A 24,681-nucleotide genomic window follows, 5' to 3' on the forward strand; every position below is an offset into this window, starting at 1 on the left:
GAGGAGCGCGCGGGAACGAGGGACTGTTCGACCGGTCGGAGCGCGCTCGGTGGTGGACTGGGGATGTGGAGATGTGGTTCTGGCCACTCCACGGCGAGTGCGCTCCATCCAGTGTTGCACGGTGCACGGCGATCGCGCGAGGGCTCCCCGGTCGTTCTCAGGAGCGCTCCAACGCACTACCCACCTGGAGCAGCGGGTGCCAGCCGCTCCGGGTCAGTACAGCGGCGGCGGCGAGCTGGTCACGGTGCCCCGGACCGCACCACCGACGACCCGCACCCAGAGCGTGCCGCTCAGCGAGGTCGCGGACAACGACACGACCCCGTGCAGAGCGTCGTCGCGGGGGTAGCAGGCGCTCGTGCCCTGCAGTCGGTCGGCCGTCGCGACCAGGCAGAGCGTCGAACTGTCCCGCCCGACCCCGGCCCAGACGTTCCAGGGCGTCGCGGCGTCGTCGCCCGCCAGGGACCGGTTCGTGAAGACGAGCCGGGTCGTGTGCAGGGACACCGGCGCGTCGATCCCGCCGGGCAGCTGGTCGGCGTAGGTCTGCGGCAGGTCGAGCATCTGTTCGAGAGTCACGGTGCCAGCCGCCGGGGTCGTCACCGCGGACGCAGGCTCGGCCGCGGTCCGGGTCCCGATCGACAGTCCGACGCCGGTGCCGGCGACGAGACCGATCACGACCGCGGCACCGCCGAGCGCCCACAGGACGGTCCGGTCGGTGCGTCGGACCCGGCGCAGCAGCACCCGGGCCCGGTCGAGGACCCGCCGCCCGCCGGCCTGGAGGCCCGCCCCGCGTCCGCCGTCGCCAGGCGCCTCGGGCGTCTGGTCGCCGTCTCCGTGGCCAGCTGCACGGTCCACGTCGTGGTCCGGCACCGGAGCCGGTGCACCGTCACGAGCATCGTCGGCAGCATCTGTCGCCGCAGCAGCAGGGAACTCCGCCCTCGGAACGGCGGACGCCGAGTCCGGAACGGACGGCGTCACACTCGGAACGGCCGGCGCCGCCGCAGGAACGGCCAGCGCCGCCGCAGGAACGGCCGGCGCAGCCGCAGGAACAGCCGGTGCAGCCGCAGGAACAGCCGACGCAGCGTCCGGGACGGACGGCCCAGCCTCCGGAACGGACCGCCCAGCCTCCGGCGACCCTGCGCCGGCCCGGCGCCCGCGACGCGACCCCGTGGCGGGGCCGGCGGCCGTGGCGGGGCGCTTGCGGGCCTCCCGGTCGAGGTCTGCCAGCGCGATGCGGGCGCGGGCCGCGTCCGCCGGGGACGACCCGGCGCCCCACGCGATGCGTTCGAGACGCGCTCGTGCTGCCGCGTCGTCGTCGGTCCGGCTCATCCGCGCTCCTCGTCGTCACGCCCGTCCTCATGCTGCCACCGCTGCGGCGACGGCGCGCACCCAGACCGGGGGGAGTACGCCCGAGGGATGACCGATGCGCAGAACGACCAGGCCGCCGACCCGAACGACCCCGCCGTCCCCGCGGACGCCACCGGTTCGACGCCGCAGGACGTCGACGACGAGACCCTCGAGCCACTCAGCCACGACACCCAGTCCGGCGAGGCCGACTACGTCGCGACCAGCCCGGGCGGCAGCGGCACCGAACGGCACGTCCCGCTGCCGGAGGAGGAGCAGGGCCGCGACACCGAGTACGACCCGGTGGACCAGGGGCCGCAGCAGGAGGGCCAGGGCGGCTAGCCACACCCGACCGTCACCGGACCGGCCCCCCCGTCACCGGAGCACCCGCCGCAGCACCGCCCGTTCCCCGAGGGTCCAGAGCGCACTCGTCAGGACGTACAGCGCTGCCGCCAGGGGCGCGATCGCCGCGAAGCCGACCGAGACGAACGGCATCCACCGGGCGATCCCGGTCATCGCCGCCGCGCCGGGAACGGCCGGATCGGACGGCTCCGGGACGGGCAGCGGGTTCCAATGCAGCTGTGCGCGTCGGGTCAGCTCGACGACGACGGCCAGCATGGCGAGCAGCAGGAGCAGCACCCAGCCGTGCACCCACAGCGGCGACGTGACGACGGCCACCGCGGACTGCGCGAGCGGGATGCCGGCCAGGGTCGCCCGCAGCAGCGTGTTGACCGTTCCGTCGATGCTCGCGTGCGTGAACAGCGTGTACAGCAGCGACACGACCGGTGCCTGCGCGAGCACGGGCAGGCATCCCGCGAGGGGCGAGACCCGCTCGCTCGTGTACAGCTCCTGCAGTGACCGCTGGAACCGTGCGGTGTCCTTCCCGGCCCGGCGGCGGAGTTCGGCGATCCGCGGAGCGAGTCGGCGCCGGTCCCGCTCGGCGCGGACCTGCAGGACGGCGAGCGGGACGAGCACGAGTCGGACCGCCAGGGTCAGCAGGACCACGGCGAGCGCCGCAGCGGCCGTGCCAGCGACGGGTGTGAGCAGGTCGGTGAGGGTGGTGACGAGCATGGTGCCGGCGTGCAGCAGGGTGCTGAGTCCGGGCAGGGTGGTGATGTCCATGACGGTGGTCCTTCGATCGTGGGGTCGGGAGCGTCTGCGGCCCGACACCGATCGGTGTCAGACCGCCGGGACGGCTCCCGGTGCCCGCGGTCGCGGGTGTCCGTCGGCGTCCGGGTCGCTCCAGGCGATCCGGGTCACGAGGTCCGGTGTCGTCCGGGAGGCCCGTGGTGCGCCCGCCCCGTCGGCCCGGGCCAGCAGGGCGACCAGTCGCACCACGAGCAGCGCGGCGGCGAGGGCGGCCACCGCGGTGACGGTGATGCCGAGCGCGCCGAGCCCGAGGGCGGCGGCGGCGAGGGCCGGGAGCGAGCCGAGCGCGGACGGGTCGAGGCCGTGCAGGGCGGAGACCCCGCGGAGCAGCACCTCGATGACGGTCATGGTGTGGCTCAGCGTAGCGACCGCGAGCCTCCGAGGCCGTGACGGTCCTCCGGGGCAGGATCAGGGCATGAGCGCAGCTTCCCCGAGCACCCCGGCGACCCTCGCGCTGGAGCGGGCCGGCGTGCCGTTCACCCCGCACGTGTACGAGCACCACGAGAGCGCGACGAACTTCGGCGAAGAGGCGGCGGCGGCGCTCGGGCTGCGTGAGGAGCAGGTGTTCAAGACGCTGGTCGTCTCGGTGGACGGTGACCTGGCGGTGGCGATCGTGCCGGTGGCCGACCGTCTCGACCTCAAGGCGATCGCGGCGGCCGTCGGCGGGAAGAAGGCCTCGTTGGCCGACCCGACCCTGGCAGAGCGACGGACCGGGTACGTCGTCGGGGGGATCAGTCCTGTCGGGCAGAAGACCCGGATCCGCACGGTGCTCGACGCGTCGGCGTCCGACCACCCGACGATCTTCGTGTCCGGCGGGCGTCGTGGGTTCGACATCGAGCTGTCCCCGGTGGACCTGGCGCGGGTCACCGAGGCCAGTACGGCCCCCATCGCCCGGAGTTGAGTCGAGCCGCCGCAAGTTTTTCCACCGAGCGGGAATGAGCACGGCACCCCTGCGTTGCATTGAGTCGAAGGCACTCAAGTTCCTCAGGAGGTCCCTTTGCTACAGACGTTCGGCCCGACCGGCGGCAACGACTCGTTCGACGAGTTCCTCGCACGACTGCTCGCGGCTTCCCAGAACCCCGGCCAGTCCCAGCGGTCCATGCCGTTCGGACGACCGGTCGACATCACCCGCCTGCTCAGCCGGCGGACCCACGAGCTGCTCCAGCAGACGGCCGCGTACGCCGTCGAGCAGGGCCAGCACGAGATCGACGCCCTGCACGTCCTGCACGTGCTCGTCGGTACCGAGCCCTTCGTCGCCGTCCTCCGTTCTGCGGGCGCGGACCCGGAGCGCTTCGCCGCCGAGGTCGAGCAGCGCCTGCCGATGCCGTCCGGCGACACCGTCGAGGGCCGCCCCGCGCTGACCCCGTCCGCGCAGCGGATCCTGCTCGAGGCGACCCAGGCCGCCCGAGGGTTCGGCAGCACCTACACCGACCCCGAGCACGTCTTCTTCGCGCTCGTCACGGACCAGGACACGGTCGCGGGCCAGCTGCTCGCGAGCGCCGGCGTCACCCCGCAGGTGATGCAGTCCTACGCACAGGAGGCGGCCGAGGCCGCACGAGAGGGGCGTCCCATGCCCGGCACCACCGCCCAGCAGGACCAGCAGTCGGAGACCCCGACGCTGGACCAGTACGGCACCGACCTCACCGCCCGCGCCCGCGAGGGTGGCATCGACCCGGTGATCGGTCGCGCGGACGAGATCGAACAGGCCGTCGAGATCCTGCTCCGTCGCACCAAGAACAACCCCGTCCTCATCGGTGAGCCCGGCGTCGGCAAGACCGCCATCGTCGAGGGACTCGCCCAGCGCATCGTCGACGGTGACGTCCCCGCCCTGCTGCAGGGCAAGCGCGTCGTCGCCCTCGACCTGCCCGGCATGCTCGCCGGCACCCGCTACCGCGGTGACTTCGAGGAGCGCCTGACGAACGCGATGGACGAGATCGCCGCGCACGCGGACGAACTCATCGTCTTCGTCGACGAACTCCACACCGTCGTCGGCGCCGGTGGTGGCGGCGAGGGCGGCTCGATGGACGCGGGCAACATCCTCAAGCCGCGCCTGGCCCGGGGTGACCTGCACCTGGTCGGTGCGACGACGCTCACCGAGTACCGCCGCATCGAGAAGGACGCGGCCCTCGAGCGTCGCTTCCAGCCCGTCACGGTGGGGGAGCCGAACGTCGAGGACGCGATCGCGATCCTCACCGGCCTCAGCCCCCGCTACGCCGAGCACCACGGGGTGACCTACGCCGACGACGCGATCCGCGCCGCTGTCGAGCTGTCGCACCGCTACGTCACCGACCGGCACCTGCCGGACAAGGCCATCGACCTCATCGACCAGGCCGGCGCCCGTCGTCGTCTCGCCCGCTCGGGTGACGTCGACGTCGAGGCCCTCCGCGCGCAGGTGGCGGACCTGACGGCCCGGAAGGACCACGCGGTCGCCGAGGAGCAGTACGAAGCGGCATCGCACCTGCGCGACGAGGTCGCCGGACTGGAGGCGCGGATCACCGCCGCCACCACCGGTGACGTGGAACGCGCCTCCCGTCCGGCGGCGGGGGACGACGTCATCACCGAAGCGGACATCGCCGCCGTGGTGTCGCGCGCGACCGGGATCCCGGTGACCCGCCTCGGTTCGGCCGACAAGACCCGCCTCGCCGCCCTGGAGTCCGAGTTGCACGACCGTGTGGTCGGCCAGGACGACGCCGTGCGGGCGATCGCGAAGGCGGTCCGGCGCAGCCGCACCGGCATGGGCGACCCGCGTCGTCCGGTCGGCAGCTTCCTGTTCCTCGGTCCGACCGGTGTGGGCAAGACCGAACTCGCCAAGGCCCTGGCCGCGTCGCTGTTCGGTGACGAGTCGGCGATGCTGCGGTTCGACATGAGCGAGTTCGGCGAGCGGCACACGGTCTCGCGGCTGGTCGGTGCCCCTCCCGGGTACGTCGGCTACGACGAGGCCGGGCAGCTCACCGAGCGCGTCCGTCGGAACCCGTACTCGGTGATCCTGCTCGACGAGGTCGAGAAGGCGCACCCTGACGTGTTCAACCTGCTGCTGCAGGTGCTCGACGACGGGCGTCTCACCGACGGGCAGGGCCGCACGGTGGACTTCCGGAACACGGTGGTCATCATGACCTCGAACATCGGGTCGGAGTTCCTGGCGTCCCGCTCGGGGGCGCTCGGGTTCTCGGTCGCCGCCGACGGTGGCTACGCGGAGGACGACCTGCGCAACCGGGTGATGGGCAAGCTCCGCGAGTCGATGCGGCCGGAGTTCATCAACCGCATCGACGAGATCGTGCTCTTCCGCAAGCTCGAGCGCGGGCAGCTGCGGTCCATCGTGTCGCTGCTGCTGCAGGACACGGCCTTCCGGCTGGCCGCGCAGGGCATGGTCCTGTCGGTGTCCGAGGCCGCGACGGACTGGCTCGCCGAGCACGGGTACGAGCCGGAGTACGGCGCCCGGCCGCTCCGTCGACTGATCCAGCGCGAGGTCGACGACCGGATCGCGGAGCTCGTGGTCGACGGGTCGGCGCACGAGGGTGACACCGTCCGGATCGACGTTGCCGACGACGTGCTCGTCGCGGTGGTCGACGCACCGGTCGCGGTCTAGTCAGCTGTTCATCGAGAAGCCCCCGGTACTGCGGTACCGGGGGCTTCTCGGGTCTTCCCGAGTGCAATCTCGGAGGAATGCGAGAAAAGGGTTGCGCGTGCGTTCTCGAGGTGGATAGTGTTCTCTCGACGCGAACGGATCACCGATCCGCCGTCGAGAACCAGCAGACACCGTGCCGAAAGGGGGCCGACAATGATCACCACGCAGACGCCGTTCCGAGCAGTCCGTGGAACCACCGGCTCCTTCGCCTGGTCGTGCTGATGAACACGCCGTCCTGAACCACGGCCAGGGCTGACCCGGGCTGACCTGGGTCGGCCCCTCGCCGGGCACGTCCATCCGCCGGACTCGTTCCGTTGCTGGACTCGTCCAGTCGCCGGTTCCGTGGCCCTTCAGGCCGCGGTCCCTGGCTCGTGTCGTCGCCGGCCGCATGCCGTCCGGCTGCTGGGCTGCGGCTCGTCATCCACGACAGGGCTCGTCCACGACGGCTGCTCGTCCACGACGGCTGCTCGTCCACGACGGCTGCTCGTCCACGCTGACTCGACCGTTCATCACGCGAGTGGACCGCACCGCAGGTCATCGTCGCTGAATGCACACGCATTTCCCCGTGCATTCACGCGAACGCATTTCCTCGGGTGATCCGTCGCGCGTCGGCTCATCGCACCTCGACGTCGACCGAGGTGCGACCCCGGTCGATTCGTCGACCCCGATTCCGCTTTCCTCCGCCATTCTCCGAACAGGGAACACCATGTCATCGAAGACCCTCCTCCGCCCGGTGCGACCACCGACCGGACGACCCCACCGGGTGTCGCTGCCGGACCGGATCGCCCTCCGGATCGGACTCGCCCTCATCGTGTGGAGTCGCCGCACCCGGCGTCAGCCGCACGAGATCGACCCCGCCGCCGAACTCCGGCGGCACCGCGAAGAACAGGCCCGCCTCGCTCGTGAAGCCGAGTGGGTGGTCCTCGGCGCCGCCATGCACATGTGGCGGTGACCGACTCGGACGCCCAGCGCGACCAGCGTCGGACGGGAGGCACGGCACCAGCCCGCGCCGCGCCTCCCGTCCGACGCCAGCCGCGTACCCGACCGCGGAACGGCGGGGCCCTGCCAGCCCCGTACGGTTGAGGACATGACCGACTCCGCCGCTGCCCTCGTCGAGCGCCTCACCACGATCGTCCCCGACTTCCCGAAGCCGGGCGTGCTCTTCCGCGACGTGACGCCGGTGTTCGCCGACCCGATCGCCTTCGGCCGCGTGTGTGAGGCCCTCGCCGCGCCCTTCGCCGTCGGTGGGGGCTTCGCCGCCGTCGCCGGCATCGAGGCGCGCGGGTTCGCGCTGGCCGGTGGGATCGCCGCGCAGCACCAGGTCGGCGTGCTCACGGTCCGCAAGGCCGGCAAGCTGCCCGGCGAGGTCCTCAGCGAGCAGTACGCGCTCGAGTACGGCGAAGCCGAACTCGAACTCCGTCCGGGCCAGCTCGAACCGGGCACCCGGGTGCTCGTCGTCGACGACGTCCTGGCCACCGGGGGCACCGCCGCCGCGACCGTGACCCTGCTCGAACGTGCCGGGTACCAGGCGATCGGCTTCGCCGCACTCCTCGAACTCGACGGCCTGTCCGGTCGCGAACGCATCGAGCCGCGCCTGCCCGTCACCACGCTCGGCCGCGTGCCCGCCTGACCCGGCCCGCCACTACCATCGACGTACCACCAGACCGAGGGAGCCCCACCATCGTGACCGAGTCAGTCGCCGCACCGTCCGCCGAGCCCGACGACGTGCCCCAGGCACCCGAGCCCCGCACCGCGACGACCACCACGACGGGCACCGAGCTCTTCGACGGCGTCCGCGGCGTCGTCGCCATCCGGGTCGACGGCGTCCTCAAGGACCTCGCCGCGGACGTGCAGGCGGGCGAGACCGCCGAGCCGGTGACGCTCGACGAGCAGGACGGCCTCGACATCCTCCGGCACAGCGCCGCCCACGTGCTGGCGCAGGCCGTGCAGCAGATCAACCCCGACGCCAAGCTCGGCATCGGGCCGCCCGTCACCGACGGCTTCTACTACGACTTCGACGTCGCCGAGCCCTTCACGCCGGAGGACCTCAAGGCGATCGAGAAGGGCATGGACCGGATCGTCAAGCAGGCCCAGCGCTTCCGCCGCCGGGTCGTCAGCGACGACGAAGCCCGTCAGCTGATGGCGGGGGAGCCCTACAAGCAGGAGCTCATCGGCCTGAAGGGCGCCGCGTCCGAGGGTGACTCGGGCGAGAGCGTCGAGGTCGGTGCCGGCGAACTCACCGTCTACGAGAACGTCGACCCGAAGTCCGGTGACGTCGTCTGGCAGGACCTCTGCCGTGGCCCGCACGTGCCGCACACCCGCTGGATCGGCAACGCCGCGAAGCTCATGCGCGTGGCTGCTGCCTACTGGCGCGGCTCCGAGAAGAACCCTCAGCTACAGCGTGTCTACGGCACCGCGTGGCCCGACAAGGACCAGCTCAAGGCGTACCTCGTCCGTCTCGAGGAAGCCGCGAAGCGCGACCACCGCAAGCTCGGTGCCGAACTCGACCTGTTCTCGTTCCCGGACGAGATCGGCTCGGGCCTGGCGATCTTCCACCCCAAGGGCGGCATCATCCGCCGTGAGATGGAGGACTACTCGCGCCGTCGGCACGAGCAGGAGGGCTACTCGTTCGTCTACACGCCGCACATCACCAAGGGCGACCTGTTCGAGCAGTCCGGACACCTGGGCTGGTACAAGGACGGCATGTTCCCGCCCATGCACATGGACGAGGCCCGCGACGAGGACGGCAACGTCACCCGGCAGGGTGCGGACTACTACCTCAAGCCGATGAACTGCCCGATGCACATCCTGGCGTACCGGTCGCAGGCTCGCTCCTACCGCGACCTGCCCCTGCGGATGTTCGAGTTCGGCACGGTCTACCGCAACGAGAAGTCCGGCGTCATCCACGGCCTCACCCGGGTGCGCGGCCTGACCCAGGACGACGCCCACATCTTCACCACGAAGGAGAAGATGAAGGAGGAGCTCACCACGACCCTGCAGTTCGTGCTGTCGCTGCTCCGTGACTACGGCCTCGACGACTTCTACCTCGAGCTCTCGACGAAGGACCCGGAGAAGTACGTCGGTGACGACGACGTCTGGGAAGAGGCCACGAACACCCTGCGCGAGGTCGCCGAGGAGACCGGACTCGAACTCGTGCCGGACCCCGCCGGAGCGGCGTTCTACGGCCCGAAGATCTCGGTGCAGGCCCGCGACGCCATCGGCCGCACCTGGCAGATGTCGACCGTGCAGCTCGACTTCAACCTGCCGGAGCGCTTCGGCATCGAGTACGCCGCCGCCGACGGCACCCGCCAGCGTCCGGTGATGATCCACCGCGCCCTGTTCGGCTCGATCGAGCGGTTCTTCGGCGTCCTCACCGAGCACTACGCCGGTGCGTTCCCCGCGTGGCTGTCGCCGGTGCAGGTCGTCGCCATCCCGGTGGCCGAGGAGTACGGCGACTACCTCGACGAGGTCGTCGCGAAGCTCCGCGCCCAGGGCGTCCGCGCCGAGGTCGACCACTCGGACGACCGCATGCAGAAGAAGATCCGCACGCACACCAAGGCCAAGGTGCCGTTCCAGCTCATCGCGGGCGGGGACGACCGTGACGCCGGGGCCGTGAGCTTCCGCTTCCGCGACGGCCGCCAGGACAACGGTGTGCCCGTGGACGAAGCGGTCGAGCGCATCACGACCGCGATCCGCGACCGCGTGCAGGTCTGATGACCGGCCCGCTCGACGACGAGGGCAACCCGCTGGAGATCCGGGACGCCGCCACCCAGGCGGCGGTCCCGGACTCCTTCCAGCGCCTGTGGAACCCGCACCGGATGGCGTACATCGACGCCGGCCGTGCGGGGGAGGGCCGCGGCCACCGTGACGACTGCCCGTTCTGCGAGGCACCGCGGAAGTCCGACGAGGACGCCCTCATCGTCGCGCGGGGCGAGCACGCCTACGTGCTGCTCAACCTGTACCCGTACAACAACGGCCACCTGCTGGTCTGCCCCTACCGGCACGTCCCGCTCTACGACGAGGCGACGCCCCAGGAGCTGCAGGAGATCGGCGAACTCACCCAGACGGCGATGCGGGTCCTGCGCGAGGTCTCGCACTGCGACGGCTTCAACATCGGCATGAACCAGGGCGAGGTCGCCGGAGCGGGCGTCGCCGCCCACCTGCACCAGCACATCGTGCCGCGGTGGCAGTCGGACGCGAACTTCTTCCCGATCATCGCCCGGACGAAGTCGCTCTCGCAGATGCTCGGCGACACTCGTCGACTCGTCGCCGAGGGGTGGCCGTCGGACTAGACTGAGGGGATCATGAGCGACAGCACCCCCAGCACCGTCAACGCCACTTCGACCACCGGGTCCTCGCGCGTCAAGCGCGGTCTCGCGGAGATGCTCAAGGGCGGCGTCATCATGGACGTGATCGACGCCGACCAGGCACGCATCGCCGAGGAAGCCGGCGCCACCGCCGTCATGGCCCTCGAGCGCGTCCCCGCCGACATCCGCGCCCAGGGTGGTGTCGCCCGCATGTCCGACCCGTCGATGATCGAGGAGATCATCGCCGCCGTGTCGATCCCCGTCATGGCGAAGGCCCGCATCGGCCACTTCGTCGAGGCCCAGGTGCTGCAGGAGCTCGGCGTCGACTACATCGACGAGTCCGAGGTCCTCTCGCCGGCCGACTACGTGAACCACATCGACAAGTGGAAGTTCACGACCCCCTTCGTCTGCGGTGCCACCAACCTCGGCGAAGCGCTCCGTCGCATCACCGAGGGCGCGGCGATGATCCGCTCCAAGGGCGAAGCCGGCACCGGTGACGTGTCCGAGGCCACCCGTCACATCCGCACCATCTCGAAGGAGATCGCTGCGCTGCGGAACCTCAAGGAAGACGAGCTCTACGTCGCCGCCAAGGAACTGCAGGCGCCGTACGACGTGGTGAAGGAAGTCGCCCAGACCGGCAAGCTGCCCGTCGTGCTCTTCACCGCCGGTGGTGTCGCCACCCCGGCCGACGCCGCGATGATGATGCAGCTCGGCGCGGACGGCGTGTTCGTCGGCTCCGGCATCTTCAAGTCGGGCGACCCGGCCAAGCGTGCGGCCGCGATCGTGAAGGCCGTCACCTTCCACGACGACCCGAAGGTCATCGCCGAGGTCTCCCGCGGTCTGGGTGAGGCGATGGTCGGCATCAACGTCGCCGACGTCCCCGCACCGCACCGCCTCGCCGAGCGTGGCTGGTAAGCCGTCGCCCCGGATCGGCGTCCTCGCTCTGCAGGGCGACTTCCGCGAGCACATCGCGTCGCTCACCGAGCTCGGCGCTGACGTCGTGCCGCTCCGCCGTCCGGAGGAGATCGACACCCTCGACGGTGTCGTGATCCCCGGCGGCGAGTCCAGCGTGATGGACAAGCTGTCCCGCGCGTTCGGCGTCGCCGGACCGCTGGGCGACGCCATCCGCGGGGGACTGCCGACCTACGGCACCTGCGCGGGCCTGATCATGCTCAGCTCGCGGATCACCGACGGCATCGCGGGGCAGCACACGCTCGACGTGCTCGACACCACGGTGCGGCGGAACGCGTTCGGCAACCAGAACGACTCGTTCGAGATCGACATCCCGATGCCCGAACTCGGCGAGGCCCCGGTGCACGCGGTGTTCATCCGGGCGCCGGTCGTCGAGCAGCACGGCGCCGGCGTCGACGTGATCGGGGCGCTGCCCGACGGTCAGGTCGTGGCCGTGCAGCAGGGCAACGTGCTCGCGAGTGCGTTCCACCCCGAGGTCGCGGGCGAGGACCGGTTCCACCGCCGCTTCCTCGACATCGTCCGTCGCGCCTGATGCCCACCCGGCCGCCTGGCCAGCCGGGCCTGCGCGGCGGACGCACACCGCGCCTCCCGGGCCGGTAAACTGTCGGAGACTTTCCGCACGACGCAAGGAGAACCGTGTCCGGGCATTCCAAGTGGGCGACGACGAAGCACAAGAAGGCCGTCATCGACGGTCGCCGTGCGAAGTCGTTCGCCAAGCTCATCAAGAACATCGAAGTCGCCGCGAAGATGGGCGGGGCCGACATGTCGGGCAACCCGACCCTCGTCGACGCGGTCCAGAAGGCCAAGAAGACCTCGGTGCCGAACGACAACATCGACCGTGCCATCAAGCGCGGTGCCGGTCTGACCGGCGAGTCGATCGAGTACACGACCATCATGTACGAGGGGTACGGCCCGAACGGCGTCGCGCTCCTGGTCGAGTGCCTCACCGACAACAAGAACCGTGCTGCGGCCGAGGTCCGGACGGCGATGAACCGCAACGGCGGCACCATGGCCGACCCGGGCAGTGTCGCGTACAACTTCAACCGCAAGGGCGTCATCTCGGTCACCAAGACCGACGCCCTGACAGAGGACGACGTCATGACGGCCGTGCTCGACGCGGGTGTCGAGGACGTCATCGACCAAGGCGGTGGCTTCGAGGTCATCACCGAGGCGAGCGACCTGGTCGAGGCCCGTACCGCCCTGCAAGCAGCCGGCATCGACTACGACGCCGCGGACGCCGAGTTCGTGCCGAACCTCAAGGTCGAGGTCGACGCGGACACCGCCCGCAAGGTGTTCAAGCTCATCGACGCGCTCGAGGACAGCGACGACGTGCAGAACGTCTACGCCAACTTCGACGTGCCGGCGGACGTGCAGGCCGAGCTCGACGAAGACGAGGACTGATCACGGCCAGGGCCGGCGCGCTGCGGGTGCTCGGGGTCGACCCCGGGCTCACCCGCTGCGGCGTCGGCGTGGTCGAGGTCACGCCGGACCGCCGCGCCCGCCTGGTGCACGTCACGGTCGTCCGCACCCCGGCCGACATGGCGCTGGAGCTCCGGCTGCTCGCGATCGCCGAGGGCATCGCCGAGCAGATCGACGCGCACCGGCCCGACGCGGTGGCCGTGGAGCGGGTTTTCGCGCAGGCGAACGTCCGGACGGTGATGGGCACGGCGCAGGCGTCCGGCCTCGCCCTGCACGCCGCCGCCGCGCGCGGGCTGCCGGTCGGGCTGCACACCCCGTCCGAGGTCAAAGCCGCGATCACCGGCTACGGCAACGCCGACAAGCGGCAGGTCCAGGCGATGGTCGCCCGGGTCCTCGGCCTCGCCGAGGCGCCCAAGCCCGCCGACGCCGCGGACGCGCTCGCCCTGGCGGTCTGTCACGCCTGGAGGCTCGGCTCACCCGACGCCGTCAGCTCCGGACCGGGGACCCTCACCCCGGCACAGCGCGCCTGGCGTGACGCGCAGGCCGGGGCGGCCGGCCGCAGTGCCGCGTCACCCCTCGTGCGGAGCGGCGGCGCGAGGACGTCCCCGGCCCGCCCTAGGCTCGGGGCATGATCGCGAGTCTCCGGGGCACCTGCATCGACGTCGCCGGATCGACCGCCGTGGTGGAGGTCAGCGGAGTCGGGTACGCCGTCACGGTGACGCCCGCCCACGCCCTGACGATGCGCCACGGATCAGAGGTCTTCGTCCGCACGGCCCTGATCGTCCGCGACGACGCGTTCGAGCTCTTCGGCTTCGAGTCGACCGACGCCCTGCGCGTCTTCGACCTGCTCCGGAGCGTCTCCGGCGTCGGCCCGAAGTCGGCGCTCGGCGTTCTCGGGCAGATGACCGCGGCCCAGGTCGCGAACGCCGTCGCCCACGACGACGACGGGGCGTTCCGCAAGGTCTCGGGCATCGGGCCGAAGACCGCCAAGCTCATCATCGTCGCCCTCTCCGGCAAGCTCGCCGCGTTCGAGGCACCCACGACCACCGGCGCCGCCGCCGCGGTCGCCCACCCCGCGACCGAGGACGTCGTCATCGCCCTGGTCGGCCTCGGCTGGCGCGAGGACGCAGCGCGCAGCGCGGTCGACGACGCCGTCGCGAACGAGCCCGGCGTCGAGCAGATGGGGACGCAGGCACTGCTCCGGGCCGCGCTCGGGACCCTCCGACCCACGGGTGCCGGCCGATGAGCGGCGGGATCACCGCCGCCGACGCGCAGTCACCGGAGGAGCTGGCGTTCGAGGGCGCGCTCCGGCCGAAGTCCCTCGACGAGTTCGTCGGCCAGCGGAAGGTCCGCGGGCAGCTCGACCTGCTGCTCAAGGCCGCCGCCATGCAGGACCGGACGCCGGACCACATCCTGATGGCCGGGCCTCCCGGACTCGGCAAGACCACGCTTGCGATGATCGTCGCGCACGAGTCGTCGCGCCCCCTGCGGATGTCCAGCGGTCCGGCGATCCAGCACGCGGGCGACCTGGCCGCCGTGCTGTCGTCGCTGATGCCCGGGGACGTGCTGTTCATCGACGAGATCCACCGCATGGCCCGTTCGGCGGAGGAGATGCTCTACCTGGCGATGGAGGACTTCCGCATCGACGTCATGGTGGGCAAGGGAGCCGGGGCGACGAGCATCCCGCTCGACCTCGCGCCGTTCACCCTCGTCGGGGCGACCACCCGCGCCGGACTCCTGCCGAACCCGCTCCGCGACCGCTTCGGCTTCACCGCGCACCTCGAGTTCTACGAGCGCGACGAACTCGAACAGGTCCTGATCCGCGCCGCACACCTGCTCGAGCTCGACTTCGACCGGTACGCCCTCCGGGAGATCGCCGGGCGCTCCCGTGGCACCCCGCGCATCGCGAACCGACTGCTCCGACGGGTCCGGGACTTCGCGCTCGTGCACGGCACGAGCGACGGCATGGCCGCGGTCCAGGGCGCGCTCGAGCTGTACGACGTCGACGAGTACGGCCTCGACCGGCTGGACCGTGCCGTGCTCGAGACCATGCTGACCCGCTTCGACGGCGGCCCGGTCGGCCTGAACACCCTCGCGGTGTCCGTCGGTGAAGAGTCCGAGACGATCGAGTCCGTCGTCGAACCGTTCCTCGTGCGGATCGGTCTCGTGACGCGGACGCCCCGCGGGCGGATCGCGACCCCGCAGGCGTGGCGCCACTTCGGTCTGACGCCCGGTCAGGCCGCGGCACAGCCCGGACTGTTCGCCGCAGACGATGCGTGAAGTACTGCACATGTGCGTGCTCTAGACTGCTCGCGCCCGAAACCGCTCGACCGACCGAAGGCTCCCATGGACCAGTACTTCCTCATCATCATCGTCGTGGCGTTCGCGGCCTTCATGTTCTACAGCAGCCGCAAGCGCAAGAAGCAACAGACCGAGACCGCCAGCCAGATGGTCCCGGGTGCGCGCGTCATGCTCTCGTTCGGCCTGTACGGCACGCTCGTGTCGGTCGATGACGAGAAGGTCACCGCGGACGTCGAGATCGCGCCGGGCACCGTCATCACGGTGCACCGCCAGACGCTGTCCCGCGTCGTCCCGGAGGAGACCCCGGAGGCCGTCGACACGACCGTCACGACCGAGACCGAAGCGGACGCGCACGTCACCGAACTCAACGGCGAGCCGATCTACGGCGAGCGTGTCGAGGACGTCGACAGCACGAAGCGCAAGACCGAAGACTGAACTCCGACGCCGCCGGCTGACCGGTGGTGCGACACCACGAGCCCCGTGCGTTGCGACGCGCGGGGCTCACGACAGAAAGACGAGACGACCGGTGGCACGATCGACACCCGTCAAGAAGGCGATCCGCTCGCTCACCTGGTTGGTGATCCTGATGGCGGTCCTCGCGGGTTTGAACACCGCCGCATCGATCCTCGCCGGGTCCACGAAGGACGACAGCGGCAAGTGGTTCGAGGGCGCCAGCTGGGTCCCTGAACTCGCCCTCGACCTGCAGGGCGGCACGCAGCTGACGCTCGCGGCCCAGAACACCGAGGGCGGTTCGGTGACGAGCCAGCAGCTCGACCAGGCCGTGAACATCATCCGGCAGCGAATCAACGCCACGGGTGTCTCGGAATCGCAGATCAACACCCAGGGGACGAACAACATCGTCGTCTCCATCCCGGGCAAGCCGGACAAGGCGACGATCGACCGTATCGAAGCGGCCGCGAAGCTGACTTTCCGACCGGTGCTGTACACCGAGGCGGCATCGAGTTCCTCGGTTGGCGGTGACGGCAGCTCGACCGCATCGCCGACCCCCTACTCGCCGCCCGCGTCCCTCGCCGCCACGCCGAGCGCGAAGCCGACGAACGCGAGCGACCTGAACTGGGTCACCCCGAAGCTGCAGGACCTTTACACGAACTACAATTGCAAGGCTCCGGACGACGTCACGACAGCCCCTGACAACGAGGCCCTCGTCACGTGCGACCAGACTGGCGCTGCGAAGTTCATCCTCGGACCGGTCGAGGTTCTCGGCGCAGACATCAGCAACGCGACCTCAGGCCTCGCGACCGACTCGCAGGGTACCTCGACGGGCCAGTGGGCGGTCAACCTCACCTTCAACGGCGAGGGCACTAAGGACTTCCGGACGGTCACGAATCGTCTCGTGTCTCTGCAGCAGCCGCAGAACCAGTTCGCGATCGTCCTCGACGGGACTGTGATCGAAGCTCCCACCACGAACACTGCGATCACGAACGGCAAGGCACAGATCAGCGGCAACTTCACCGCCGAATCTGCGAAGACCCTTGCCGACCAGCTGAAGTACGGTGCGCTGCCGATCAACTTCCAGGTGCAGTCGAACGAGAACATCTCGGCGACACTCGGCACCGCGCAGCTGGTCGGTGGTCTCGTCGCCGGTCTGATCGGCTTGATCCTGGTCATCATCTACTCGGTGATCCAGTACCGCGCGCTCGCGTTCGTCACCGTGCTGTCGCTCGGGGTCGCAGCGGCGCTGACGTACCTGGTCATCGCGATCATGTCGTGGCGCGTCGACTACCGCCTGTCACTCGCCGGCGTCGCGGGGTTGATCGTCGCGATCGGCATCACGGCCGACTCGTTCATCGTCTACTTCGAGCGCATCCGTGACGAGCTCCGCGACGGCCGTGGGCTCGAGGGCGCGGTGGAGTCCGGGTGGAAGCGTGCCCTCCGCACGATCCTGGCGTCCGACTCGATCAACTTCCTCGCGGCGATCGTGCTCTACATCCTCGCGGTGAGCGACGTGAAGGGCTTCGCGTTCACGCTGCTCCTGACGACGCTCATCGACGTCGTCGTGGTCGTGATGTTCACGCACCCGATGATGCAGCTCATCGCCCGCAGCCGGTTCTTCGGTGAGGGGCACAAGTTCAGCGGGCTCGATCCGGCGGCCCTCGGCGCGGTGTACCGCGGACGTGCCCAGTTCCGGGCGCCGATCGTGGACGGCAAGCGGCAGCGCAGTGCGCGTGAAGCTGCCCGTCGCCAGACAATCGCCGAGCGCAAGGCCGCCGGCTCCGACAACGGCACGGGCAACGGGAAGGACAGCTGATGGCGAGCTTCAGCCAGTTCGGCAGTGACCTCTACACGGGCAAGCGCTCGTACGACATCGTCGGACGACGCAAGACCTGGTACCTCATCGCGATCGTCGCGGTCTTGCTCTCGCTCGCGGTACCGTGGCTCCGCGGCGGTTACCAGCTCGGCATTGAGTTCACGGGCGGCTCGGAGTTCACGCTCTCCGACGTGAAGACGCTCGACCAGAACCTGGCGACGCAGACGGTCGAGTCGATCGTCCCCGAGGGTGTGCCGCGTGTCTCGCAGCTCGGCCAGCACGGCATCCGCGTGCAGACCGGTCAGCTCACCGACCGCGAGACCTCCGAAGTGCAGGACGCCCTGGCGAAGGCCTACGACGTACCGGATGACAAGGTCGCGGCGACGTTCATCGGCGCCACGTGGGGTGCGGACGTCCTCGCGCAGGCGATCCGCGGCCTCGTGATCTTCCTCGCCCTCGCGGCGGTGTTCATGGCGGTGTACTTCCGCACGTGGAAGATGTCGCTGTCGGCGATGGTCGCGCTCCTGCACGACCTCCTCATCACGGCCGGGGTGTACGGCATCGTCGGCCTCGAGGTCACGCCAGCGGCGGTGATCGGCTTCCTGACGATCCTCGGGTACTCGCTCTACGACACCGTCGTGGTGTTCGACAAGGTGCGCGAGAATACGAGCCAGGAATCCCACCGGACGTTCGTGCAGTCGGTGAACCTCGCGGTGAACCAGACCCTGGTGCGCTCGATAAACACCTCGGTGGTGGCGCTCCTGCCCGTCGCGGCGATCCTCTTCATCGGGTCCTACATCCTCGGCGCCGGTACGCTCCGCGACATCTCGTTGGCGCTGTTCATCGGCATCATCGTGGGCACGTACTCGACGATCTTCATCGCGTCGCCGATGTACGCCCACCTGCGTGAGAACGAGCCGAGGGTCAAGCAGGCCGACGCCAAGAAGCAAGCGGCCGCGGCGAAGCGGCAGCGTGAGGTCGACGCGACGGTGGAGGTCTGATGTCGGCCGAGGTCGTCGACATCGACGTCGCCGAGGCACGCCGCCGCATCGACGCCGGTGCGCGCCTGTTCGACGTGCGCGAGCCGGGGGAGTGGGACGACGTCCACGCTCCCGAGGCGACGCTCGTGCCGATGTCCGAGCTGGTCGCGCGCTGGAAGGAGATCGACGGCGGTGACCAGCCGGCGATCATCGTGTGTCACTCCGGCGGCCGTTCGGCCCGGGTCGTGGCTGCGCTCGAACGGTCCGGTGTGCCCGCGATCAACCTCGCCGGCGGCATGCTGGCCTGGGAACGGTCCGGCGCCCCTGTCATTCGGACTCAACGTCCTGAGACGGAAGAGCCGCCCCGCACTGGGGGCTGAAAACAGCAGAGGCGGCGCTCATGAGCGCCGCCTCTGCTGTTTCTTCGTCACACTCCGCTAGCCGACCATGTTCCGTTGCAGGCGCTCGATGTGGCGCACTTCGCCCGGAACTTGGTTTGTGCGGCTACGTTGCCCCACGGCACAGCTGTCGTCTTGCCACCGTCCGAGTCTGCAATGCCGAGGTTGTACCATTTTGACCAGGTTCCGAAGTCGCTGCCATTGTATCCTCGGTAGTATCCGAGGCCTTGCCCAGCGTTCGTCTGAGCGGTGCCGGAAGCGACAGAGAAGGTGTACTTGACCTTTACACCTGCATCGGCTCCGATGATGTTCGGCCCCGCGTACGCTTGGGACCAGTTCGAAGCGCCGGTAGCGAGATACGTGTACTTCGAAGCCGCGATCTGAGCGGACTGTTCCAGTTCCGGAGCCCGCACTGTGTCGCCGCGCACTTCCTCCCCGTACATCGAGCGCAACTTGCTCGGCGTCAGACCGTTCGGAAGGGTTCCATCGGAATTCTTGATGACCACCACTGTATTTGGGCTGATGACTCCCGTCGGATAGAAGATCCCTTGCGGTGTGACCTCCGCATTCGCAGCGCTAGTCACCACGTAGCCATCAGTGCCAGGCACAGTTTTACTCTGTGGTGACGCATCCGCAGCATTTGGAAACTGCCCCAGAATCAGCGAAGCAATCACTGCAGGAACAGCTACAAGCACTGCTCGTTTGACATTCTTCATTTGAACTCCCCTTTGGCGTCCGCATTGACGCCAATTTTGCCGAGCCCCTTACTCGGACTGGCGCCGAAATTACGGGAAGTGCTCTCTGACCGTCAATGAGCGCGCGATGGGAGCACAGTGAGAGTACTCGAAGCGCCCTGCGTCCCCGATCCTCGGGCCGCCTCGCGCGCCGGTTCTCCAGACCGCTGCGTCACGGGCACTGACCGGACGCGCGTAGTCTTGTCGGATCGAGCTCGGACCGAGTCCCTGGAGGCGCTCAATGACCGACACGCGTGAGTCCTCGCAGCCGGATGCCGGCGCCGCTCCCCAGCCCGGTGGCGCGTCCCGCCCCGGGGACGGAAGCCGTCCCGGCTCGTCGCCCCGGCCCTCCAGTCCGCCGCTGGGCGCGAACACCACCGGCAACCTCGGGTCGCTCCGGTCGCTGCTGCCGCGGCTGTTCTCGCGTGCACAGCCCGCTGGGGCCGTCGACACCCTGATCCGCACGGTGCGGTCGCACCACCCCAAGGCGGACACCACGCTCATCGAGCGGGCGTACTCCGTCGCAGAGCGGGCGCACGACGGGCAGAAGCGGAAGTCGGGGGAGCCGTACATCACGCACCCCGTCGCGGTGGCGCAGATCCTGGCCGACCTGGGCATCGGGACCATCACGATCGCCGCGGCACTGCTGCACGACACGGTGGAGGACACCGACTACCAGCTCGACCAGCTGCGCGAGGACTTCGGCGACGAGATCGCGATGCTCGTCGACGGCGTCACCAAGCTCGACAAGGTCAAGTACGGCGACAGCGCCCAGGCCGAGACCGTCCGCAAGATGGTGATCGCGATGTCGAAGGACATCCGCGTGCTCGTCATCAAGCTCGCCGACCGCCTGCACAACGCCCGGACCTGGGGCTTCGTCGAGTCCGCCTCCGCCTCGCGCAAGGCGAAGGAAACGCTCGAGATCTACGCGCCGCTCGCGCACCGCCTCGGCATCCAGATGATCAAGCTCGAGCTCGAGGACCTGTCCTTCGCGGTGCTCCACCCGAAGCTGTACGTCGAGATCGACAGCCTGGTCAAGGAGCGGCAGCCCAAGCGCGAGCAGTTCGTGCAGAACGTCACCGGGACCCTGAAGAAGGACCTGAAGGCCGCCAAGATCCGCGGCGACGTGATGGGTCGCCCGAAGCAGTACTACTCGATCTACCAGAAGATGATCGTGCGCGGGCGTGAGTTCGACGAGATCTACGACCTGGTCGGCATCCGCGTCCTCGTCCCCACGGTGCGGGACTGCTACGCGATGCTCGGAGCCGTGCACGCCCGGTGGACGCCGCTGCCCGGGCGCTTCAAGGACTACATCGCGACGCCGAAGTTCAACCTGTACCAGTCGCTGCACACCTCGGTGCTCGGACCGCAGGGCCGAGCGGTGGAGATCCAGATCCGCACGCACGAGATGCACCAGCGGGCCGAGTTCGGTGTCGCCGCGCACTGGAAGTACAAGCAGCGCATCACCGGTCGCGAAGCCGAGAGCACCACGCAGTCCGACCAGGACATGGCGTGGCTGGCACACATCACCGACTGGCAGGCGGAGACCAGCGACCCGGCCGAGTTCCTCGACTCGCTGCGGTACGAGATCGGCGCGAAGGAGACCTACGTCTTCACGCCGCAGGGCAAGGTCATCGGCCTGCCCGCCGGCGCGACCCCGGTCGACTTCGCGTACGCCGTGCACACCGAGATCGGGCACCGCACGATGGGCGCCAAGGTGAACGGCCGACTGGTGCCCCTCGAGAGCGCCCTGTCGAGCGGTGACGTCGTCGAGATCTTCACGTCGAAGAACCCCGACTCGGGGCCGAGCCAGGACTGGCTGACGTTCGTCCGCAGCCCGCGGGCCCGGAACAAGATCAAGCAGTGGTTCACGAAGGAACGTCGCGAAGAGGCGATCGAGCAGGGCCGTGACGCCATCGCCCGGGCGATGCGCAAGCAGAACCTGCCGCTCCAGCGCATCATGAGCCAGGACACCATCTCCGAGGTGGCGTCGGCGATGCGGTACGACGACGTCGCCGCCCTGTACGCGGCGGTCGGCGAGGGCCACGTGTCCAGCCAGTCCGTCATCGAGAAGGCCCTCGGCAGCATCCAGACGGAGACCGAGACCGACGAGCCCGAGCTGTCGTTCCCGCGCCACGTCACGAGCCGCCAGCTCCGCAACAGCGACAGCGGTGTGCTGGTCCGCGGTGCGCCGGACATCCTCGTCAAGCTCGCGAAGTGCTGCACCCCGGTGCCGGGCGACCAGATCGTGGGCTTCATCACCCGCGGCCAGGGTGTGTCGGTCCACCAGGCGTCGTGCACCAACGTGAAGTCGCTGATGAACGAGCCCGACCGGATGATCGAGGTCGAGTGGGCGCCGTCGTCGAAGTCGGTGTTCCTCGTCCAGATCCAGATCGAGGCCCTCGACCGTTCCGGGCTGCTCAGCGACGTCACGCGGGTCCTCACCGACCACCACGTGAACATCCTGTCCGCCACCGTGTCGACGTCGTCGGACCGACTGGCGCTGTCCCGCTTCGTGTTCGAGATGGGTGACACCACCCACCTTGATCGCGTGCTGAACGCCGTCCGTCGCATCGACGCCGTCTACGACGTGTACCGGGTCAGCGCGGGCTGAACCCGTCGGGCCGGTCCGGCCCGGCCAGGCAAGGCAAGTGGCAGCCAGTCAGCCCAGTTCGACTCCGGCATCGCGGAACCGTCGCTGCGCCTGCCGGCCCATCGGCGCCCGCTCGTTCTCTGCCAGGCCGCGGGCGAGGGCGGCGGGATCGACCCCGGCGGCCAGGACCAGGCCGCGCAGGGCCTCGGCGTCGCGCGCGCCGAACGGTCGGCGCAACCGCAGCAGGTCGAGGGCGGTCGCCGCGGGCGTCAGGACCCGCACGTCGGCGCAGGTGGTGACGTCGGCGGCCTCCAGGGCGATCTCCCGCACCGCGGTCCACGCCCCCTTCCGCCGGAAGCGTTCATCCGCGGGGACGCAACCGTCGTGGGGGACCGGCGGACGGGAGCACGCGCCCCAGATCCATGCTGCGCTGAGGCCGCCCGCGACGACCCGGGCGTCGCCGACACTCCAGGCGAACGAGGCGGCTCGGAGGGCGGCGTCCTGCGGTTCGGCGATCGACGCCCAGCAGGTCCCCACCGCGACGAGGTCACCGGCGAGCACGGCGGCGTGCAGCTCTGCCGCCGGCCAGTCGTCCGTCGTGACGAGGCGGGAGGAGGGCACGTGCACATGATCCCGCACCCGCTGCCTCCGGCGTCGCCGCTGTGGAGAAGCCGAGCCGTCAGCCCACCAGCGACGTCAGTGCCGAGCCGTCAGCCCAGCGACATCAGTGCTGCGCCGTCAGCGCAGGACGTCGGCGCGGTGCACGAGCGCGGCCGCCCCGATGAGCGGCCCGTCCTGCGACAGCCCCGTCGGCACGATCCGCACCTTCGTGACGAACGGGAACTCGACCCGCTCCGCGACGGCCTGTCGGGCGTACTCGAACAGGTCGGGGGAGACGTGGGAGAAGCCGCCGCCGATCGCCACGACCTCGAGGTCGACCAGGCTGGTCGCCGCGGCGATGGCCTGCCCGAGCGCCCGCCCGCTCCGCTTGACGGCGGCCACCGCGATGTCGTCACCCGCCGCATACGCGGCCGCGAGCTCCTCGCCGGTGCTGCCGGCGAACCCCTGGCGACGTGCCCAGGCAACGGTCTTCGGACCGCTGGCCACGGCCTCCAGGCAGCCGGTGCCACCGCAGGCGCAGGGGTCGTCGTACCCACCGCACTCGACGTGGCCGATGTGGCCGGCGTTGCCGGTCGGCCCGCTGACGGTCCGGCCGTGCAGGATCAGCCCGCCGCCGACGCCGGTGGAGACGATCATGCCCATCACGTGGTCGGAGCCCTGCGCGGCGCCGACCCAGTGCTCGGCGAGCGTGATCGCCAGGCCGTCCATCCGCAGGGTGACGGGGACGCCGTCGGGCACGTGCGCGGCGACGCGGTCGCGGAGCGGGTAGCCGCGCCAGACCGGCATGTTCAGCGGGGAGACCAGGCCGTGCTCTTCGTCGACCGGCCCGGCCGAGCCGATGCCGACGCCGACCAGGGTCGCGTCGGACGGCAGCGTGGCGAGGGTCGCGACGACGACCTCGTCGACCGCGGCCTGCAGCTCCTCGGACGTGCGTCCGGCACCGGTCGGGCTGCGGTGCCGGGTGGCCGGCAGGACGACGCCCTGGTCGGTGACGAGTGCGGCTTCGACCTTGGTGCCGCCGAGGTCGACGGCGAGGGCGAGGTTCGCGGACGGGGTCGTGGTGCTGGACATGCGCACTCCGGTGTGGCGGTCGGGAGGCCCGGCAGCAGTCCCCGACGTGAGGTCACGTCCGGACGCGGCCGGCCTGGTTCAGGTCGGTCAGGTTCTGGTCGGTCTGGGGAGGGGCTTCAGTAGGACGAGGTGTCGTCGCCGCGGTCCGAGGACGCGCCGGTCGTGACACGGTGCGCGACCTCGTCGAGGATCCGGGCCGAGGCGCTGGTGCCGATGCGCGTCGCGCCGGCCTGCACCATCTCGAGCAGCGTGTCGAGCCCGCGGACGCCACCGGAGGCCTTCACGCCCGTGTCCGGGCCGACGGTCTCGCGCATGAGCCGGATGTGCTCGGCGGTCGCGCCACCACCGGCGAACCCGGTCGAGGTCTTCACGAACGCGGCACCCCCGGCGACCGCTGCGCGACTGGCGGCGACGATCTCGTCGTCGGTCAGGTACGCGGTCTCGAGGATGACCTTGACGATCGTTTCGCCAGCGGCGTCGACGACGGCACGGACGTCACGCTCGACGCGCTGCCAGTCGCCGGACTTCGCGGCGCCGATGTCCTGCACCATGTCGAGCTCGAAGGCACCGTCGGCGAGGGCCTGCAGTGACTCGGCGACCTTGGCCGCGGTGGAGGTGGTGCCGTGCGGGAAGCCGATCACGGTGCCGACGCCGACGCCGGTGCCCTGGAGGCGCTCGACGGCGTGCTGGACGTCTCCCGGTCGGACGCAGACGCTGAACACGCGGTGCGCGGCGGCCTCGTCGAGCTGCGCGTCCACCTGGGAACGGCTCAGCTCGGGCTTGAGGATCGCGTGGTCGATGAGTCGACGCACCGAGTCGGCATCGAGAGCGGCTGCGGTGACGGGGTTCGATGCGTTGTCCACCCGGCAAGCCTACAAGCAGGCGCGAGGCGTACGGTTCG

General features: G+C 70.1%; 25 protein-coding genes. 18 read left to right on the forward strand and 7 right to left on the reverse strand.

The features are described 5' to 3' along the window. Positions 1–213: 213 nt before the first annotated feature. Positions 214–852: a hypothetical protein gene (locus tag QL987_RS02185; RefSeq protein ID WP_290156082.1), complete on the reverse strand. Its 639-nt coding sequence runs from the start codon at positions 850–852 to the stop codon at positions 214–216. A 561-nt stretch (positions 853–1,413) separates the two neighbouring features. Here QL987_RS02185 and QL987_RS02190 point away from each other — a divergent pair. After that, the gene (locus QL987_RS02190) at positions 1,414–1,683 is read left to right on the forward strand and encodes a hypothetical protein (protein WP_111073436.1); all 270 of its coding nucleotides are present in this window, start codon (positions 1,414–1,416) and stop codon (positions 1,681–1,683) included. Between the two features lie 33 nt (positions 1,684–1,716). Here QL987_RS02190 and yidC read toward each other — a convergent pair whose 3' ends face one another. Together yidC and QL987_RS02200 are read right to left on the reverse strand one after the other, a co-directional pair. Continuing rightward, entirely contained in the window at positions 1,717–2,463 is a 747-nt protein-coding gene (gene yidC / locus QL987_RS02195) for a membrane protein insertase YidC (protein ID WP_290156083.1), read from the reverse strand. Between the two features lie 57 nt (positions 2,464–2,520). Then, positions 2,521–2,838: a DUF6412 domain-containing protein gene (locus tag QL987_RS02200; RefSeq protein WP_111073438.1), complete on the reverse strand. Its 318-nt coding sequence runs from the start codon at positions 2,836–2,838 to the stop codon at positions 2,521–2,523. A 67-nt stretch (positions 2,839–2,905) separates the two neighbouring features. On the opposite strand from QL987_RS02200, the gene ybaK reads away from it, so the two are divergent. The 16 genes from ybaK (at position 2,906) to QL987_RS02280 (ending at position 18,743) form a co-directional block, all read left to right on the forward strand. Then, positions 2,906–3,391: a Cys-tRNA(Pro) deacylase gene (gene ybaK / locus QL987_RS02205; protein WP_111073439.1), complete on the forward strand. Its 486-nt coding sequence runs from the start codon at positions 2,906–2,908 to the stop codon at positions 3,389–3,391. Between the two features lie 96 nt (positions 3,392–3,487). Then, complete coding sequence (locus QL987_RS02210) at positions 3,488–6,076, forward strand: ATP-dependent Clp protease ATP-binding subunit (RefSeq protein WP_290156084.1); 2,589 nt, start codon at positions 3,488–3,490, stop codon at positions 6,074–6,076. Between the two features lie 745 nt (positions 6,077–6,821). After that, the gene (locus tag QL987_RS02215) at positions 6,822–7,067 is read left to right on the forward strand and encodes a hypothetical protein (RefSeq protein WP_181439113.1); all 246 of its coding nucleotides are present in this window, start codon (positions 6,822–6,824) and stop codon (positions 7,065–7,067) included. A 135-nt stretch (positions 7,068–7,202) separates the two neighbouring features. Further along, positions 7,203–7,745 carry an adenine phosphoribosyltransferase gene (locus tag QL987_RS02220; protein ID WP_111073442.1) on the forward strand — a complete coding sequence of 181 codons (543 nt, stop codon included), beginning with the start codon at positions 7,203–7,205 and terminating at the stop codon, positions 7,743–7,745. 95 nt (positions 7,746–7,840) lie between these two features. Further along, on the forward strand, positions 7,841–9,829 hold the full coding sequence (gene thrS / locus QL987_RS02225; protein ID WP_253467885.1) for a threonine--tRNA ligase: 1,989 nt from the start codon (positions 7,841–7,843) through the stop codon (positions 9,827–9,829). After that, positions 9,829–10,407 (forward strand): HIT domain-containing protein, encoded by a 579-nt coding sequence (locus tag QL987_RS02230; protein WP_111073443.1) that lies wholly within the window; start codon positions 9,829–9,831, stop codon positions 10,405–10,407. Before thrS ends, QL987_RS02230 begins: the two co-directional genes overlap by 1 nt. Before the next feature lie 12 nt (positions 10,408–10,419). Continuing rightward, positions 10,420–11,337 carry a pyridoxal 5'-phosphate synthase lyase subunit PdxS gene (gene pdxS / locus QL987_RS02235; RefSeq protein WP_111073444.1) on the forward strand — a complete coding sequence of 306 codons (918 nt, stop codon included), beginning with the start codon at positions 10,420–10,422 and terminating at the stop codon, positions 11,335–11,337. Then, the gene (gene pdxT / locus QL987_RS02240; RefSeq protein ID WP_290156085.1) at positions 11,327–11,926 is read left to right on the forward strand and encodes a pyridoxal 5'-phosphate synthase glutaminase subunit PdxT; all 600 of its coding nucleotides are present in this window, start codon (positions 11,327–11,329) and stop codon (positions 11,924–11,926) included. Before pdxS ends, pdxT begins: the two co-directional genes overlap by 11 nt. A 104-nt stretch (positions 11,927–12,030) precedes the next feature. Continuing rightward, the gene (locus QL987_RS02245) at positions 12,031–12,795 is read left to right on the forward strand and encodes a YebC/PmpR family DNA-binding transcriptional regulator (RefSeq protein ID WP_111073446.1); all 765 of its coding nucleotides are present in this window, start codon (positions 12,031–12,033) and stop codon (positions 12,793–12,795) included. Between the two features lie 20 nt (positions 12,796–12,815). Beyond that, entirely contained in the window at positions 12,816–13,445 is a 630-nt protein-coding gene (gene ruvC, locus QL987_RS02250; RefSeq protein ID WP_239540353.1) for a crossover junction endodeoxyribonuclease RuvC, read from the forward strand. Continuing rightward, positions 13,442–14,059 carry a Holliday junction branch migration protein RuvA gene (gene ruvA, locus QL987_RS02255; RefSeq protein WP_253463091.1) on the forward strand — a complete coding sequence of 206 codons (618 nt, stop codon included), beginning with the start codon at positions 13,442–13,444 and terminating at the stop codon, positions 14,057–14,059. Before ruvC ends, ruvA begins: the two co-directional genes overlap by 4 nt. Then, complete coding sequence (ruvB, locus tag QL987_RS02260) at positions 14,056–15,093, forward strand: Holliday junction branch migration DNA helicase RuvB (RefSeq protein ID WP_221849560.1); 1,038 nt, start codon at positions 14,056–14,058, stop codon at positions 15,091–15,093. Before ruvA ends, ruvB begins: the two co-directional genes overlap by 4 nt. A gap of 66 nt (positions 15,094–15,159) precedes the next feature. Next, on the forward strand, positions 15,160–15,549 hold the full coding sequence (locus QL987_RS02265) for a preprotein translocase subunit YajC (protein WP_290156086.1): 390 nt from the start codon (positions 15,160–15,162) through the stop codon (positions 15,547–15,549). A gap of 91 nt (positions 15,550–15,640) precedes the next feature. Next, positions 15,641–17,383 carry a protein translocase subunit SecD gene (gene secD / locus QL987_RS02270; protein ID WP_290156087.1) on the forward strand — a complete coding sequence of 581 codons (1,743 nt, stop codon included), beginning with the start codon at positions 15,641–15,643 and terminating at the stop codon, positions 17,381–17,383. Further along, positions 17,383–18,384, forward strand: coding sequence for a protein translocase subunit SecF (gene secF, locus QL987_RS02275; protein WP_290156088.1), 1,002 nt, complete (start codon positions 17,383–17,385; stop codon positions 18,382–18,384). Before secD ends, secF begins: the two co-directional genes overlap by 1 nt. Continuing rightward, entirely contained in the window at positions 18,384–18,743 is a 360-nt protein-coding gene (locus QL987_RS02280) for a rhodanese-like domain-containing protein (protein WP_290156089.1), read from the forward strand. The genes secF and QL987_RS02280 overlap by 1 nt, the downstream gene beginning before the upstream one ends. Positions 18,744–18,790: 47 nt before the next feature. On the opposite strand, the gene QL987_RS02285 is transcribed toward QL987_RS02280, so the two are convergent. Continuing rightward, a complete protein-coding gene (locus QL987_RS02285) occupies positions 18,791–19,477 on the reverse strand; it encodes a hypothetical protein (RefSeq protein ID WP_290156090.1) in 687 nt (228 codons plus the stop codon). A 259-nt stretch (positions 19,478–19,736) separates the two neighbouring features. Here QL987_RS02285 and QL987_RS02290 point away from each other — a divergent pair, with 259 nt between their 5' ends. Continuing rightward, positions 19,737–22,109: a bifunctional (p)ppGpp synthetase/guanosine-3',5'-bis(diphosphate) 3'-pyrophosphohydrolase gene (locus QL987_RS02290; RefSeq protein ID WP_258376612.1), complete on the forward strand. Its 2,373-nt coding sequence runs from the start codon at positions 19,737–19,739 to the stop codon at positions 22,107–22,109. Between the two features lie 48 nt (positions 22,110–22,157). Here QL987_RS02290 and QL987_RS02295 read toward each other — a convergent pair whose 3' ends face one another. The 3 genes from QL987_RS02295 to deoC all read right to left on the reverse strand — a co-directional run bounded on the left by QL987_RS02295 (position 22,158) and on the right by deoC (position 24,643). Further along, complete coding sequence (locus QL987_RS02295; RefSeq protein WP_290156091.1) at positions 22,158–22,709, reverse strand: type IV toxin-antitoxin system AbiEi family antitoxin; 552 nt, start codon at positions 22,707–22,709, stop codon at positions 22,158–22,160. 117 nt (positions 22,710–22,826) lie between these two features. After that, entirely contained in the window at positions 22,827–23,780 is a 954-nt protein-coding gene (locus QL987_RS02300) for an ROK family protein (protein WP_111073455.1), read from the reverse strand. 116 nt (positions 23,781–23,896) lie between these two features. Beyond that, on the reverse strand, positions 23,897–24,643 hold the full coding sequence (gene deoC / locus QL987_RS02305; RefSeq protein ID WP_290156092.1) for a deoxyribose-phosphate aldolase: 747 nt from the start codon (positions 24,641–24,643) through the stop codon (positions 23,897–23,899). Positions 24,644–24,681 lie beyond the last annotated feature (38 nt).

It is taken from the genome of Curtobacterium sp. APC 4022, from assembly GCF_030407555.1.
GTDB lineage: Bacteria > Actinomycetota > Actinomycetes > Actinomycetales > Microbacteriaceae > Curtobacterium.